Origin of the sequence: Butyricimonas faecihominis (assembly GCF_033096445.1) — a bacterium.
GTDB lineage: Bacteria > Bacteroidota > Bacteroidia > Bacteroidales > Marinifilaceae > Butyricimonas > Butyricimonas faecihominis.
On the sequence record NZ_AP028155.1, the window covers coordinates 999,989 to 1,015,917 of the forward strand.

Sequence of the window (15,929 nt, forward strand, 5' to 3'; positions counted from 1 at the left end):
GTTCCCGCGCTACTTTTTATTTTACAACAACGACGTTATCTCTTATATCAAATTTCACACACCCCGTGTCTTCAAGTAATTGAAGGACCTCCGCAAAAGCATCATGTTTTTTTATATTCAGAGAGAATGGTATTAACCGGGCATCTTCCCGGGCATAACGGGTATCAAAATCATACCATTTACCCAGATCCTTTAAAATATCTTCCAAAGAACAATTATCAAATATCAACCGCCCGTCTTTCCAACCTAGGAACAAATCCACATTCACCTCCCGTACATCCATTTGTAACGTTTTCTTGTCAAAAGAGGCCTGCATATTCGGGGTCAGGATCACCCCGCACCCCTCACTTTCCACGCTCACTTTTCCCTTTTTAAGTGTTGTACGGACACATTCTTCATCGCCATAAGCCCGAACCCCGAATTCCGTTCCGAGGACCTGTATCTCCAAAGAATTTGCCTCCACGATAAAAGGTTTACACGTATCTCTTTCCACCTCAAAATACGCTTCTCCTTTCAAATAAACCCGCCTGTCTTTACCACTGAATTTAACCGGATATGTTAATTCTGATTCGGCATTCAGATAAACTGTCGTCCCGTCGGACAATACCAGCACGTACTCCCCACCTCGGGGTATTCTCATCGTGTGGAACTCCATCACCGTGTCAACACTTCCTTCCGTGTAGGTCAAAATTTCCTTGTTCGCGGAAAGTGCCACTTTCGTGGAAACCAATGATGCCAGAGAGCTTGTGTCTTTTAAATTCACGGTCGTCCCGTCCCCCATAACCAAAATTGCCTGAGGTTTTATTCTCTTTATCAGATGAGCCTTAGCCATCAAGGAAACACTAGGTAACTCGACATCCCGGTCTCCCAACATCCAGACTCCACCGATCAACACAACTGCAATCAATATCGCTGCGTACTGAAACATCCGTCTCATACCCAAGCGCCGACGTCCAATCGTTTTCCCATAGATCAGTTTCCATTCTGATTCCATCTCCTTACTCGTCATCTCGCAAGCCTTTAAACTTTCCTCGAAATGAACACGGGAAGTCATTCTTTGAAAAAGAGCCTCGTTCTCGGGGAAACTTTCCCGCCATTCAAGCAACTCCTTTTTCCCGGTATCATCCAACGTCCCTTGCACGTGGCGGACAATTAACTGTACGATATATTCTCTTGTTTTCAATGTCATTTTTGTGCTTTTAATACCAAAACGGGAACCACCCCCTTTGGTGTAATAAGAAAATGCCACTTTTTTCAAAAAAAATTCACACAATATATTAATCTTCTATTAATCAATGCATTCTCTTACATCAGTTCGTTATGTATTCGTTATATTATCGTTAAACACGTGTTTCATAGAAACGGAGACTTAACGAAGGTATATCGACGGGATGAAGGGACAGATATAAAAGAAGATATGCTGCAAGGACGAACAAAAACATGAGGTTGGTCGACTTATTCCCAGACTTCGTCTATTATTTCATCCTCATTTCCAAACATCTTCTATTTTTATCCGTGAATAAAAAATCAATACAATATGAAATCTATTCTATGCTATCTATTCTTTTTTATCCCGCTCGCCTATCAGCAAACACACGCTCAGGTTTACTTTAAAACGGAGTACATCAGTTCTACCTCATACAAAGATGAAGAGAACAAACTTTCGGGAGCCAAGGGAGATTTAAAAGTAATACAAGGTGGATTCCGGATTCCACTTTCAGTTAAAATGAACGAGAATAACCGCCCCACGGCTTGGGCGATCGGATGTGGTGCATCACACGCAAGCATGAATAACAAGAAACTTCCCGAAACCCTATGTCCCTCGGATATGTTAAACCTGCAAATCGGGTTAACACACACGAGACCACTAAATGCTAAATGGTCCATGCTGGCAACCGTTGGGGCCGGACTTTACATAGATAGCGATAATCTATCCAAGGCAAGATGGGATAATATACTGGGACAAGGTGCCATCGTGTTCATCCGCCATTTACGCCCGAACCTAGACCTTGGTGTGGGAGCCGCCCTAAATAACACGTTTGGTTATCCCATGCTCTTCCCCGCATTCTATTTCAACTGGCGATTAGAAGGACGTTACGAGGTAAATGTTGCCTTAATTGATGCCGTGCGGGTTTCCGTGGGCATGAAATTTAACAACCACCTGAAATTAAGTCTTGTTGCCGAAATGGACGGGATGATGGCTCTTTCCGAGAGAAACGGGAAAAAGATGTATTTCACCCAGCAATACGTGGTTGTCGGGTTACGTCCGGAATTCACGCTCGGTAAATCGTTATCCATCCCGCTCACCTTGGGCATTACCCCGGCTCGAAGTGCTTTTTACTCGAAAAGAAGTTTAAAGGAATACTTCTCCGATGACGACGAGAGCGATCCGCATTTCAGATTGGGATTCTATTGCTCTCTCGGTATAGCATGGAAATTCTAAAAAGAAATCATTACTTTTATCCCTAGTTTCATATACCTATGTCCAATTCGATCACATACAAAAACGGGAACCAGTACTGGGAAAATCTCTTGATGCACCCGAAATTCCGGGTTCTCAGGCACCTGTTGATTCTCCTGTTACTTGGGATTATCGTCATGAAAGGCCTCTTCGAAAATTCCGAATTATCCCCGGGATGGAATGCCATCACGTTGATAAACATTGCTCTTATCTTCCTGTTTTGGGGGATAATATGCCTGAACACCTATATAATGATACCCCGTCTTCTCTTTAAAGATAAATACTGGATCTACGCACTCTGTCTGTTTGCATGTACCCTGCTCCTCCTATTCATGATGTTTTTAATCATTTTCATCTCGAAATTGTACCTCCCGACACTTCACGAGGCGATTAGACCGAATTGTAATCTTTTCCTGTTCTTTTTCATAAACTTCCTAGGCATCTTTTTTTATATCTCGGCATTCTCCATGACCATATTCCTGCAACGCTGGATCATGCACAGCCGACAATTGCAGGAGTTGGAAAAAAGCAAGGTTCAGAATGAACTCGACCGCTTGAAAGATCAGGTTCAACCGGACTTCCTGTCCCGCATGTTAAACACGGCCAACGTGCTGGCAAAAAAGGACGCGGAGAAAGCTTCGTCCCTGTTACTCCGCTTAAGTCACCTGCTCCGCTATCAACTCTATGACAGTACCCGGGCAAAGGTGTTGTTAAGTGCGGATATTACGTTTATCAAGGATTACATGAACTTGGAAAAGATGCATAACAACCGTTTCAATTTCAACCTCTCCACGGATAAGGACATCGAGCATATCCTAGTTCCTCCCTTGCTTTTCATTCCCATTATTGAACACGCTCTCGGTCACCTCCCATCCCTTGATGCTGGTAAGACTTCTGATATATACATCCTGTTTAAAATGAAGAACGACAACCTGTATTTTGCCTGTATCTATCCACCCGGTCTATCGAAACAACCGACCAACGGATTGTATAACCTGCATCGACGACTCCAATTGTTGTACGGGGAAAATTTTCTACTTGAAACAAAACAGGGAGACAAAAATAACATCACCAGTTTACAAATATGTCTATAAAGAACCACTTGAACCCGCATATCCAGTTGAACCCGAATTTCAACCAGATCAGAAACATCACGACCTTTCTGGTCATCGCCTTCTTCGCCTTTCAGAACGTGTATGAATACTTCACCGGGATTGGTTGGTTCTATGCCTACCTCACGAGCTTGTCCATGTTCATGCTACCGACCTATATCAACCAGTTTATCCTGATCCCACGCTTGCTCGTGAAAAATAAACTATCATTTTATATCGTAGCCTTATTTCTAGTCATTATTATCGGACTATTGATGTACGCCCCTGCTGTTCAGTATCTTTATCAAAAATATGGCGTGGTCACGGAGATATTCGTGAACGAGAACGCCTACTCGTTTCCCAATGTTCTCTACGCGATCGTGATTATCGGGATGATTACCATGGGGACCACCAGTATCGAATTGTTCCGCCGCTGGATGATCTACGACCGACAGATCACGGAATTGGAAAAGACCTCCATGCAGTCGGAATTGCAGCAATTGAAGAACCAAATCAATCCCCATTTCCTGTTCAACATGCTCAACAATGCCAATATTCTCGTGAAAGAAGATCCGGACGAGGCCTCCCGCCTTCTGACCAAACTTGACGATATGCTGCGTTATCAACTAAACGACAGCGCCCGGCAAGAAGTCTTTTTAAGCGCGGACATTCATTTCCTAACGGGGTTCCTCGAACTGGAAAAGATACGCCGGGATCATTTCAAGTACTTGATCTCGAAAGAAGGTGACGTGAATAACGTGAAGATTCCCCCGCTACTTTTCATCCCTTTTGTCGAGAATGCTATAAAACATAACCCCGATAGCGAGAATTTATCGTACATTTACCTTTATTTTCGCGTAGAGCATGACGAGCTGACCTTTACTTGCGAAAATTCCAAGCCTCTCGTTCCGGTAAAGAAAGAAACTGGTGGTCTGGGATTATTAAACGTGCAACGACGCTTGGAGTTATTGTACGGGAAAGATTACTCGCTCCGGATAGAAGAGACAGAAACGCAATATAAAGTCCATTTACAATTGAAATTATGAAATGTATTATTGTTGACGACGAGCCGATCGCACGTAAGGGCATCCGGTCACTTGTAGCCCGGATACCAGAACTAGAACTGATGGAGATGTTCAATAATGCCTCCTCCGCAGCCATTTACTTGACCTCCCACCCGGTAGACCTTGTCTTTCTCGACGTGCAAATGCCCGGTATCACGGGAATCGAGTTCGCCCGGAATATCCCGAAAAATACATTGATCATCTTTACAACTGCATACACGGAATACGCATTGGACAGTTACGAGGTGGATGCCGTGGATTATCTGGTAAAACCCATTGAATTTGAACGTTTCCAAAAAGCGGTCAATAAAGCGATAAACTATCACGCTTTACTCGTCACGGGAGAAAAAGAAAACATCGAGGAAGTGGAGAATGATTATCTGTTCGTGAAATCCGAACGCCGTTATTTCAAGGTAAATTTCGAGGATATTCTTTTTATCGAGGGACTGAAAGATTACGTGATTCTCCAACTGAAAGATCAACGGATCATTACCAAAATGACTCTCAAGGCCATGCAAGAACAACTTCCCGCCAGCCTGTTTTTCCGCATTAACAAATCCTATATCATCAACACCCGACACATCACCTCCTTCGATAACAACGACGTCACCATCCGCTCGCACGAAATCGCCATTGGCAATAGTTACCGGGACGACTTTTTCGAGAAATTCGTGACGAAAAGAGGTGGGTTCAAAAAAGGTGTTCTTTAAAAAATGGCATTGAAGATAAAAGATAAATTCTTATCTTTGTAAGAACGAAGTAATTCATTACCCATGAAACGAGCTGACGTAGTAGAACAAATTAGAAAGATAATACATGAAATTGCCCCAACAGCTAAAGCTATCCTGTTTGGTTCTGAGGCTCGTGGAGAAGCTCGTTCTGATAGTGACATTGACTTGTTGATTTTAGTCGACGGAGAAAAAATGTCTCTAGAACAGGAAGAATCTATTACTCTACCTCTTTATGAACTGGAATTAAAGACAGGTGTCACGATCAGCCCTATCATAATGTTAAAAAAGCTTTGGGAAAATCGTCCATTTAAAACACCATTTTATATCAACATTGTAAATGAAGGGATCGTGTTATGAAAGAAAAAATGGATGAAAATAGCAAGAATGCATTGATTGCATACAGAATACAACGAGCTTATGAAACATTGAAAGAGGCTGAGGTTATGAAACGTGAAAATTTCTATAATGCAGCCATCAATCGTTTGTATTACGCATGTTATTATGCAACCGTGGCTCTCCTATTAAAGTATGATATTCAAACACAAACTCACAATGGGGTTAAAACGATGCTCGGATTACATTTTGTCGCAACTGGCAAATTACCATTAAAAATTGGTAAAACATTCAGTACTTTATTTGAAAAAAGGCATAGTGGGGACTATGATGATTTTGCTTATTGCGATGAAGATTTAGTAAATGAATTATTTCCGCAAGCTAAAATTTTCATCGATGCTATTACTGATTTAATAAAAACAGAATAGAATCTAAATTCATTTCAAAGTATCTTACGAAAAAGAGCGTCCAACTCTAAACCTGTCGAACGCTCTCCTTTATTTTAAATTCCACCACTATTCCCACTCAATCGTGGCTGGTGGCTTTGAGCTGATGTCATAAACAACGCGGTTAATCCCCCGGACATTATTGATAATCCTGTTAGACACTTTTGCCAAAAATTCGTATGGCAGGTGACACCAATCGGCTGTCATCCCGTCCGTTGATTCCACGGCACGCAGGGCTACCACACTTTCGTAAGTACGCTCGTCTCCCATCACCCCGACACTCTTGATCGGGAGTAAGATGGTTCCGGCTTGCCATACTTTATCGTACAGACCTTCTTCTTGAAGCATGGAAATATAAATGTAGTCGGCCTCCTGCAATAATCTCACTTTCTCTTTCGTGATCTCCCCTAAGATACGAATAGCTAAACCCGGTCCGGGGAAAGGATGACGCTTCAAAAACTTATCTGCCAATCCAAGACTCTTACCTACCCGGCGAACTTCATCCTTGAATAACAGACGTAAAGGCTCCACGACCTTTAGTTTCATATAATCGGGTAAACCGCCCACGTTATGATGTGACTTGATGGTCTGTGACGGTCCGTTTACCGATGATGATTCAATCACATCCGGGTAAATCGTACCTTGCCCCAACCATTTTGCATCTTTTACTTTATGCGACTCTTCGTCGAACACGTCCACGAATGTTGCTCCGATAATCTTACGTTTTTTCTCGGGATCTTCGATACCTGCCAAACGGGAAAGGAAAAGATCTCCCGCATCCACGCCGATCACGTTCAAGCCGAGTTCCTTGTAATTTTCAAGCACATCAGAGAACTCGTTTTTCCGCAACAAACCATTGTCCACGAAAATACAAGTCAAATTCTTACCGATAGCCCGGTGTAATAACATGGCAGCAACCGTGGAGTCTACTCCCCCCGATAAACCAAGAATCACACGGTCTTCGCCGATCTTTTCCTTCAATTCGGCAACTGTAGTCTCGATAAAAGAATCCGGTGTCCAGTCTTGTTTACAACCACAGATGTCCACCACGAAATTCTTCAACAAAGCGGTTCCTTCCGTGCTGTGGTACACCTCCGGGTGGAATTGAATACCGAAAGTTTCTTCTCCCTCGATGCGGTAAGCGGCATTCTCCACGTCAGACGTGCTGGCAACCACCGTGTAATGCGAGGGTAACACCTCTATCGTGTCACCGTGAGACATCCACACCTGTGAATGTTGGCTGATATTTTTGAACAACGGGCAGGAATTATCAACAAATGATAAATTCGCCCGACCGTACTCTCTCTTGTTCGAGGCTTTGACTTCACCCCCGAAATAATGGGCCAGATACTGAGCCCCGTAACATACTCCCAGCAACGGTAATTTTCCTTTTATAGAAGACAAATCCGGTTGCGGGGCCTTCTCGTCACGCACGGAAAAAGGACTTCCCGAAAGGATCACGCCTTTCACGGACGCATCAAGTGCAGGGTAGTGATTGAAAGGGTAAATCTCGCAATAGACATTCAGTTCCCGCACGCGTCTCGCTATCAACTGCGTGTACTGTGAACCGAAATCCAGTATTAGAATTTTCTCTTGCATGTGAATCGCTTATTTATTTTCGGGCAAAGATACGTTTTTTTCGCCGGAACTTTAAAAAAGTCCTGACGAAAAAGTTACAGGTTACAAGTTAACAGGTTACAGGCTATTGATATACTTATAACTTCTTGATATGCAGTGTTAAAAAATGACGTTATTTCGTAACCTAAAATCCCTGTAAACCGTAATTCACTTGCACTTTACAATTTTAACCTGTTAACTTGTAACTTTTTCTTCTTATGCACAACACGAGAGATAGTTTTGGCTCTAAATTCGGGGCAATAGCTGCCCTAGCTGGTTCCGCGGTCGGCTTGGGAAATATCTGGAAATTTCCCTACGAGGCAGGGAATAATGGCGGGGGTGCCTTTCTTCTGGTATACATATTTTTCACGGTAGCCATAGGATTACCGGTAATGCTTTCGGAATTTGCTCTAGGACGCTATTCCGGAAGAAACGCTTTCGGGACCTTCGACCGACTGGAGCCCAAAACAGTCTGGCGTTATTTCGGGGTACTGGTTCTTCTTGCCGCCACGATGATTCTCTCCTTTTACGGGACGGTTGCCGGCTGGACGTTGGAATATGTCTTTAAATCTTTCACCTTCTCTTTTCATGTCGGCACCGATGTTGACTTGAACACTATGTTTTCGGACTTTATCACGAATCCCTATAAACCCGTGTTCTGGCAAATCGTGTTCATGGCTCTCACCGGTTTTATCGTGCTGGCAGGAGTAAAAAAAGGTATCGAACGATACACCAAACTCATGATGCCCCTCCTTTTCGTGCTTATCTTGATACTCGGAATCCGGGCATGCACGCTGGATGGGGCCATGGAAGGGATAAAATTTTTTTTCTTACCCAAGTTCTCGGAACTTACTTCACAGGGAGTACTTTCTGCTCTGGGACAGGCCTTTTTCTCCTTATCAATCGGTATGGGTGTCCTCTTGACTTACGCCTCTTACATCAAAAAAGATGAAAACCTGACTTCTATATCCTTGCAAGTGATTTGCGCGGACACGTTGATCGCCGTGTTGGCAGGAATTGCCATATTTCCCGCCGTGTTCGCTTTCAACATTGCACCGGATTCCGGGCCGGGCCTTGTATTCCTCACGTTGCCACAAGTGTTCCAAAGCATGGCTTTCGGGCAACTATGGGCGATTCTTTTCTTTCTCCTGCTAACCATGGCCGCTCTCACGTCCTCTATTTCCCTTCTGGAAGTAATCGTTGCCTTTTTCGTGGAAGAAAAGCACATCAGCCGCCGCAAAGCGACCGTCATATCCACGGTAATCGTCACGATCTTCGGAATTTTATGCACCCTTTCTTTTGGACCGTTAAAAGAAGTCCATATCGGCAACTTGTCGGTCTTCGGGATATTTGATTACGTCAGTTCCAACATACTGCTGCCCGTGGGTGGAATCTTGATCTCCATTTACGTGGGATGGAGATTCGATCGCCGTTTACTGGAAGCGGAATTAACCAATAATGGAGAATTGAAACTATGGTTACTGAAACCGTTGATATTCGTCCTGAAATATGTAGCACCCCTGTTTATCCTCGTGATTCTATTACACTCGCTGGGACTATTCTGATTATTCTCTCAACAATGTAGTTTCCTAAAATTGGTTTACTAAGTTTACAGTAAACTTTTTCAGGACAATACAAGGACAATACACTATGGATTCGCTACCTCAAGTACATACCAACAACATACCATGAACACATCATCAACAATGGTCAGTGTTGATGATGTGTTCATGGTATGTTTAGATTATATTTTAAAGGTAAGGCAAGGATAGCCTAACCATCAGGCAGGGGTTAGTATAGTAAAATTAATTAGTGAAGTTCACCGCTTTTTTCCAATAATTCCCGTGCAGCTCGTTCCGGATCGTCGGCAGAGACAATCGCCGAGATTACCGCCACGCTATCCGCCCCGGCCTGAAATATTGACGCCACGTTATCGGGATGAATTCCCCCGATGGCAACTAACGGATGGCGGGAAACGGACCTGATCCAGCGCAAGCCGTCCAATCCCCATTCCACGATAGTATTTGTTTTCGTCGTGGTTGAAAACACGGGACTTGCTGCCACGTAATCCAAATCATAGTCATTGGCCTCCAGCACCTGTTCCGGTGATTCCACGGATAAGCCGATAATTTTCCCTTCCGGCAGTAACCGCTTAACCATCTCGTAGGGCATATCGCTTTGTCCCACGTGTACCCCATCAGCATCAGCCGCCAACGCAACATCCACACGGTCATTAATAATCAGAGGGACCCCGTAAGGAGTCAACACTTCTTTCAACCGAATTGCCCGTTCAATAAATTCTCGGGTTGACGACTCTTTTTCCCGTAACTGTACCATGCTCACCCCGCCTTTTACGGCGGCCTCGACCGTACGGTACAAGTCCTTCCCTAATAACAACCCTTCATCCGTAACCAAATAAATTCGCATATTCCTCTTATTCTGAAACTCGTACAATCTGCATGAATTGTTCCCGACTCAAGTTATACATTACATCATATAGATGAAGTTGCAATGTTCCAGGGCCTTGAGACATCCCCACGGCAATCTCGCCACATACCCCCATGAAAGAAGTAGCACTAACGGCCGCCATAAACGGATTCTTTACAACCGCAGCAAACGCCCCCAAAATAGCCGAGGCCGTACACCCCAACCCAGTCACTTTCTCCATCATCGGCGAACCGTTATGCAGGTATACTACCCGATCGCCTTCTACTACTAGATCCGTCTCCCCGCTAACGCAAACGATACATCCGACTCGCTGGCTTAACGCTTTGGCTGCATCAAGGCTATTTAAAGAAGATTCGGAACTATCCACTCCCTTGGATTGTGTTGATAATCCTGCCATAGTCATGATCTCAGATGCATTGCCCCGTATAAAAGTCGGAGTTCCGGCTGCCAGTATATCCCGCAACGTTTGATTACGAAAGCTCGTGGCCCCGGCTCCCACGGGATCAAGTACCACGGGATGCCCCACTTCGTTTGCCCGCCGGATGGCCGCTTTCATGGATTCCACGGTAAAACGATCCAGTGTACCAATATTAATTACTGTGGCACGACATAAAGCCACCATCTCGTCAATCTCTTCCAAGGCGTGTGCCATAATCGGTGATGCACCAGCGGCAAGCAACGCATTTGCCGTGTTATTCATCACCACGGCATTCGTTATATTATGCACCAGCGGGGATTCTTCCTTCACCCGCTGGATATTTTCCCAAATTTGATCCAACATGATAATTGAAAATTGAAAGTTGAAAATTGAAAATGAAAGAATCAATTAATTTATAATTTATGAATTGCGATTTACGATTAAGAAAAGCGTTAGTTGATAGGTAAAAATCACTTAATCTTAAATCATAAATCAAGAAATCAGTGGGATCTAAAATCATTAAATCTAAAATTAATCTATTCTTCTTCCTCCAAGTAAATCGTGTACCGATCCCAGAAATTGTGATCGGTGGGTACTTCCTCGTAATAGACTCTTCCGGCAATCGGGGTGGTCTTGTTCACGCTGACTTTAGTAGTTTGGTACTGCATCTCTCCCTTAATCCGGTCGCCACCATCCTTGTAAGTGTAGACGATACTTACGCCACTAAGGAAATAATATGAACTAACACGTTTATAGTTCGTCGTGATTGTGGCCATCACCTCGTGACGGGGACTATCTCCGGCAAGCAGCAAATTACGTCCCAACAAGTTAAACGCAGAAGAAGTTACGTGCATCACGTTCTTGATAATCGCGAAACTCTTTAATTCCACGTACAATTCCCCACTGAATTTCGTTACGTTTGCCGTACCGGAATTTGACAAGGAAGGTTTCAGACATTCATAAGTAACAATCTGCACGGAATCCCCTTCATACATGAATTTTCCTTTACTTCTCAGTTTGAAGTCTCGGAAATTTTGTAAGTCCAGTATATTACGAGTATTACGAACAATATCTGCCGTAATTATATCATCGAAATAGATCAAACCGTCAACAGCAGAACCGCTTTCCCCGCTCCGGCGAACCTGCGAGAAATTATAATTCAACGCTTTAAACGTTTGCTCCACGTTTGAACGCTTATACCCTTCACTATCATAAATATCCACGATCGCTTCCTTAAATTTCTTCTCCCCGTCGTTTACCTCTACACCATACTCGAAATATCCCTCGTAATTATAGGGACGTGGAATATAGTTCCTCCCGATATTCTTCACCACATTCTCCAGTAATTTCTTCAATACCAGAGACTCGGCCGTCACGTCAACCTCCCCAATCCCGTAAGTAACCGGTTTTAGAAAAATTTGCACCTCCCCTTTATCTCTTGCCTCATACACCTTCATCTCTGCAGATGCATATCCCACCGCAGACACTCTCATCATGTAAGTTGCCAATTTTTCCGACACGATCAACTCAAACAAACCATCCATATCCGAGGCTGCTCCCGCTGCAGTACCGATAATCCCGATATTCGCAAAAGCAATAGGCTGTCGTGTTGTCTCATCCAGTACAACACCTTTCACCCGAATCTTCCCGTCATTCTGAGCTTGCATGACCGAGAACACTCCTAAAAACAAAATAATTAATGATAGTATTTTTTTATTCATAACATTTCTATTATTCAAAATTAATTTTCCCCTGCAAAGATATAAAAAAGTTGCAGGTTACAAGTTCACCAGTCGCAGTTATTAAAAACAATGCTCCTTTCAATTAAATGATTCAACCTGTAACTTCAAAGTTCTAAGCAGCGCTGATTACTTTGAATACTTGATTCTAAATCCAGTTAAAATTTCTTTGTAATTATCTTGTGCAGTAAGGCACGTATCAAGCAAATAGTTTCTGACATGACTCCATTCCTGCAATCCACGATAATAGAACATCTTCAACTCTTCCGTGATGATAAACGGGACAAAACCATTCGCCAGACACTCTTTGAACATGATTAACCGACCAACACGTCCATTACCATCCTGAAACGGATGAATGGACTCGAATCTTTGATGCAAGTCAATAATATCCTCGAAAGTCTTAGACTTCTTCGCATTATATTCTAATAACAAAGTTTTAACTTCATAGTGTACCAATTCCGGTGGTGTTGTCAAGATTCCGCCCACCTCGTTCGGTAAACGCTTGTAATCACCAACAGCAAACCAATCTTTACGGTGGTCAGACGTTCCGGATTTCAAAATATAATGCAATTCTTTGATATATTTTTCTGAAAGTCGCTCTTCTGCCCGGTCAATAATCAGATCAATACAACGAAAGTGGTTGGTCGTCTCGATAATATCATCCACGTTCACACTTTCATCTGTTATCCCGATCGTGTTGGTTTCAAAAATGTAACGCGTTTGGTCGTGAGTTAAGCGACTTCCCTCGATGTAATTGGAATTATACGTGAGGTCTATTTGTGTACGATGATAAATGCCCCCCTTCAACTTCATTTTCTTCTGTTCTCGCAATATAGCAAGTAATGGCATAACCTCCATTGGGGAAGACTTACGCATGGGCAATCCTGCAGCTTTTGGAATATTCCAAGTTTTACCCGTTAAAAACACCCCCTCGATCTTCCCGGTCGCGCAATAGTTACGTGCAGTACGCTCCGAAATACCGTATTTCCTAGCAAATTCATTCACTGAAATATATTCCATATTAAAATTATCGGCAAGTTTTACATTCAGATTTCAAACAAAGGTAGTTGTTTTTGCCGTTACCGGCAAAAAAACAGACCATGTTTATCGCACATCACACTCAAAAATACACCAGATCGCCTTTCATTAACAATAAATTAAGATTCTGGCATCCCCTACATTCTTTGTTATACACAAATTATTTACTACTTTTGTCACACGACAACAGAAAAGTTCAATTAAAACATTTCAAATATGAGAAAAGGATTATTTTATATATCAGGCATCTTAATATTTACATTACTTCTTTCCTCCTGTGTTTCTAAAAAGAAATACGAGGAGTTAGCCAGAGCGAAAAGGAGCATTGATCGAGAAGTGGCAACTTTGGAGAATGACAAAAAATCATTGGAATCCGAGATGCAGAAACTCAAAGATGACTTCAATGCCGTTCGCTATCAGTTGACGGCTAACAATGCCGCCAAGGACAAACAGATTGATGACCTGAACACCCAATTACGTGCTTTACAAAGCAAGGAATCGGCCTTAAAATCAGAGTTAAAGGACGTGTCAGAACAGGTGAAATCCAAAGTACAAAGCAGCGAAGGGCAATTGGCAGAACTACAACTTCAACTAAAAAGGACAACCGAGGAACGGGACCAAATCCGGAAACAGTTGACTGACTATAAAACCAACGCTGACTGGGACAACCGCAAATTGAGCAACGAGGTGGAACACATCAAATCGAGCCTCAAATTCAAAGACAGCGAGATTGCCCGTTTGGAAAAAGAAATTGCCGGGGTAAAAAAACAGCTAGCAAACGCCAAGAGCCAGTTAACCAAGAAAACCCAAGAGGTTGAAAAACTGACAAACCAAGTAAATCTTCTGAAAAAAGAACTTAGTAGGTAATTAAAAATGATTTATATCATTATCAGCATAATAGGGCTACTAGTAATAGTTGCCCTTTTTACATACTCTTCAAAATCAAAAACGAAAACAGAAGAGCCTCCCGTCGTAGTTCCCCCTGCTGATTGTTGTGGGACTCATGCCATCTGTGAAAAAGGGCTGAAAAAAATAGATGAAAAGATCGAATATTTCGATGATGAAGAACTCGATCAATACAGGGGTATTCCCTCCGACAGTTTCAATGACCAACAAATCGACCAATTCCGGGAAATCCTCTACTCGATCCGTCCTGAAGAGTTATCCGATTGGTTTATCAGCTTGGAAAAGCGAGGAATCGAACTACCAGATGTTCTGAAACAGGAACTCAATTAGTGTCGAATCAACCTCTTCCTACCCGACGGAAGACTTCCGCTCCTATTTTACAATGGAGACAACGATGTGCATCACAATATTCCCGTTTTACCTGTAACAAAGCTTGGGACTGCAAAGCGGAATTCACCTGTACCCCGTAACGGGTCCACGCCTCCGAAACATGATTACGTTCCGCCCTCAACTCTTCCAGCCATCGTAACGCCTTATCACAATATCGTTCTTCCCCCCGTTCTTTCCCGTAAATGAACAGGAACGGAATCAATGCATTGATAATAATTACGTTCTTCATGCTATTCCCCAATTTCTTCACCCGTTTCACGGAAACCACTCCTAATTTATAGTGAGTATCCCAATAAGAAGAGGCGGTTACGTCCAGTAAACCATAAATTTCCGACACGTCCGAGGCATCCAGCACGCTGGAAAGCAAGAAATTGAAACGCATCATCAAAGAGGCCAGCAAGGCCAGACGAACCGTGGGAAAAGCTAGCGGACGAATCCGCATAAATTTCCATTGAGAAACATTCATGGCTTCCAGTTGGAATTTGGCTGCTTGATACTCGTACTCCTCCCGCAAACCAAAGGCATACTCGTCTGTTTCCGGCACGTCAACCAACAAACCGGCATATCCTAAAAGCAACGCCTCCACCCGGAAAAGAGATTCGCTACTACGAACCACTTTTTTGTAAGATAAGTTTTGAGCCAACTGGGCGAAAACATCAGCGTTCACGTTCCCAGACCAATACCGTACCAACATCCGGTAGAAACATTCCTCCCAATCATTTTTAGTTTCCCGCAACATCACCTGAATATCTTTACATTTACGTTCCAACCGCTCGATCGCATACCCCGTGAACAACATTTCCAAGCGGGTCGAATCAATCTTTTTCAAGTGTCGATGACAACGGGGTTCAACAGGTACTCCCTGCATGAAAACATACTCATCCCATAGCCGATTATCATAGACTAGGGTGATCGCATCAATTTCTCGGCCACGAGAATCGTATACTTCCATGTCTGCCTCACCCACCACGGAGAGAATAACATTATTATAGGCCGAATCCTTTTCGTGAGCATGACGGAACCAATCACTTCCTTTCTGATGAATCTCCACGTTTCCCACTTGCACGACATTATTGATACGCACCTTAGCATTAAAGAAATCCGGTCCGGCATCCCGATTCTGAAAACCGACATTCAAAATCTCTACTCTTTTCCCCTTGGTTGACACACACACCGTACTCGTGAAAAGCGAATTCGCCCATACATACTGCAAAAACTCTTCTGTCATAAAATTCACTTGTTAA

Annotated in this window: 16 protein-coding genes; 9 read left to right on the forward strand and 7 right to left on the reverse strand. The window is 43.2% G+C overall.

What is annotated here, in order from left to right:
* Positions 1-16: 16 nt before the first annotated feature.
* Positions 17-1,189, reverse strand: coding sequence for a FecR family protein (locus tag R8806_RS04120; RefSeq protein WP_151411553.1), 1,173 nt, complete (start codon positions 1,187-1,189; stop codon positions 17-19).
* 348 nt (positions 1,190-1,537) lie between these two features.
* On the opposite strand from R8806_RS04120, the gene R8806_RS04125 reads away from it, so the two are divergent.
* The 6 genes from R8806_RS04125 to R8806_RS04150 all read left to right on the forward strand — a co-directional run bounded on the left by R8806_RS04125 (position 1,538) and on the right by R8806_RS04150 (position 6,108).
* Positions 1,538-2,443 (forward strand): DUF6268 family outer membrane beta-barrel protein, encoded by a 906-nt coding sequence (locus R8806_RS04125; protein ID WP_124317843.1) that lies wholly within the window; start codon positions 1,538-1,540, stop codon positions 2,441-2,443.
* Positions 2,444-2,481: 38 nt separating this feature from the next.
* Positions 2,482-3,555: a sensor histidine kinase gene (locus R8806_RS04130; RefSeq protein ID WP_124317844.1), complete on the forward strand. Its 1,074-nt coding sequence runs from the start codon at positions 2,482-2,484 to the stop codon at positions 3,553-3,555.
* Complete coding sequence (locus tag R8806_RS04135) at positions 3,546-4,598, forward strand: sensor histidine kinase (RefSeq protein WP_124317845.1); 1,053 nt, start codon at positions 3,546-3,548, stop codon at positions 4,596-4,598. The genes R8806_RS04130 and R8806_RS04135 overlap by 10 nt, the downstream gene beginning before the upstream one ends.
* Entirely contained in the window at positions 4,595-5,326 is a 732-nt protein-coding gene (locus R8806_RS04140) for a LytR/AlgR family response regulator transcription factor (RefSeq protein WP_124317846.1), read from the forward strand. The genes R8806_RS04135 and R8806_RS04140 overlap by 4 nt, the downstream gene beginning before the upstream one ends.
* 63 nt (positions 5,327-5,389) lie before the next feature.
* A complete protein-coding gene (locus R8806_RS04145) occupies positions 5,390-5,704 on the forward strand; it encodes a nucleotidyltransferase family protein (protein ID WP_087420280.1) in 315 nt (104 codons plus the stop codon).
* Positions 5,701-6,108 carry a HEPN domain-containing protein gene (locus R8806_RS04150; RefSeq protein WP_124317847.1) on the forward strand — a complete coding sequence of 136 codons (408 nt, stop codon included), beginning with the start codon at positions 5,701-5,703 and terminating at the stop codon, positions 6,106-6,108. Before R8806_RS04145 ends, R8806_RS04150 begins: the two co-directional genes overlap by 4 nt.
* 87 nt (positions 6,109-6,195) lie before the next feature.
* Here the strand turns inward: R8806_RS04150 and guaA are convergent, their stop codons facing one another.
* Entirely contained in the window at positions 6,196-7,725 is a 1,530-nt protein-coding gene (gene guaA / locus R8806_RS04155) for a glutamine-hydrolyzing GMP synthase (protein WP_087420282.1), read from the reverse strand.
* 236 nt (positions 7,726-7,961) lie between these two features.
* Between guaA and R8806_RS04160 the strand changes: the two genes are divergently transcribed.
* Entirely contained in the window at positions 7,962-9,308 is a 1,347-nt protein-coding gene (locus R8806_RS04160) for a sodium-dependent transporter (protein WP_151411554.1), read from the forward strand.
* A 244-nt stretch (positions 9,309-9,552) separates the two neighbouring features.
* Here R8806_RS04160 and thiE read toward each other — a convergent pair whose 3' ends face one another.
* The 4 genes from thiE to R8806_RS04180 all read right to left on the reverse strand — a co-directional run bounded on the left by thiE (position 9,553) and on the right by R8806_RS04180 (position 13,371).
* On the reverse strand, positions 9,553-10,170 hold the full coding sequence (gene thiE, locus R8806_RS04165; RefSeq protein ID WP_124317808.1) for a thiamine phosphate synthase: 618 nt from the start codon (positions 10,168-10,170) through the stop codon (positions 9,553-9,555).
* Between the two features lie 7 nt (positions 10,171-10,177).
* A complete protein-coding gene (gene thiM / locus R8806_RS04170) occupies positions 10,178-10,972 on the reverse strand; it encodes a hydroxyethylthiazole kinase (protein ID WP_124317807.1) in 795 nt (264 codons plus the stop codon).
* A gap of 173 nt (positions 10,973-11,145) precedes the next feature.
* Entirely contained in the window at positions 11,146-12,330 is a 1,185-nt protein-coding gene (locus R8806_RS04175) for a carboxypeptidase-like regulatory domain-containing protein (RefSeq protein WP_124317806.1), read from the reverse strand.
* 147 nt (positions 12,331-12,477) lie between these two features.
* Entirely contained in the window at positions 12,478-13,371 is an 894-nt protein-coding gene (locus R8806_RS04180; RefSeq protein WP_124317805.1) for a Fic family protein, read from the reverse strand.
* A 234-nt stretch (positions 13,372-13,605) separates the two neighbouring features.
* On the opposite strand from R8806_RS04180, the gene R8806_RS04185 reads away from it, so the two are divergent.
* Both R8806_RS04185 and R8806_RS04190 read left to right on the forward strand, forming a co-directional pair.
* Positions 13,606-14,256 (forward strand): hypothetical protein, encoded by a 651-nt coding sequence (locus tag R8806_RS04185; protein ID WP_124317804.1) that lies wholly within the window; start codon positions 13,606-13,608, stop codon positions 14,254-14,256.
* Positions 14,257-14,262: 6 nt separating this feature from the next.
* Complete coding sequence (locus tag R8806_RS04190) at positions 14,263-14,625, forward strand: hypothetical protein (protein ID WP_151411555.1); 363 nt, start codon at positions 14,263-14,265, stop codon at positions 14,623-14,625.
* A gap of 7 nt (positions 14,626-14,632) precedes the next feature.
* Here the strand turns inward: R8806_RS04190 and R8806_RS04195 are convergent, their stop codons facing one another.
* Positions 14,633-15,913 (reverse strand): DUF2851 family protein, encoded by a 1,281-nt coding sequence (locus tag R8806_RS04195; protein WP_124318382.1) that lies wholly within the window; start codon positions 15,911-15,913, stop codon positions 14,633-14,635.
* Between the last annotated feature and the right edge of the window lie 16 nt (positions 15,914-15,929).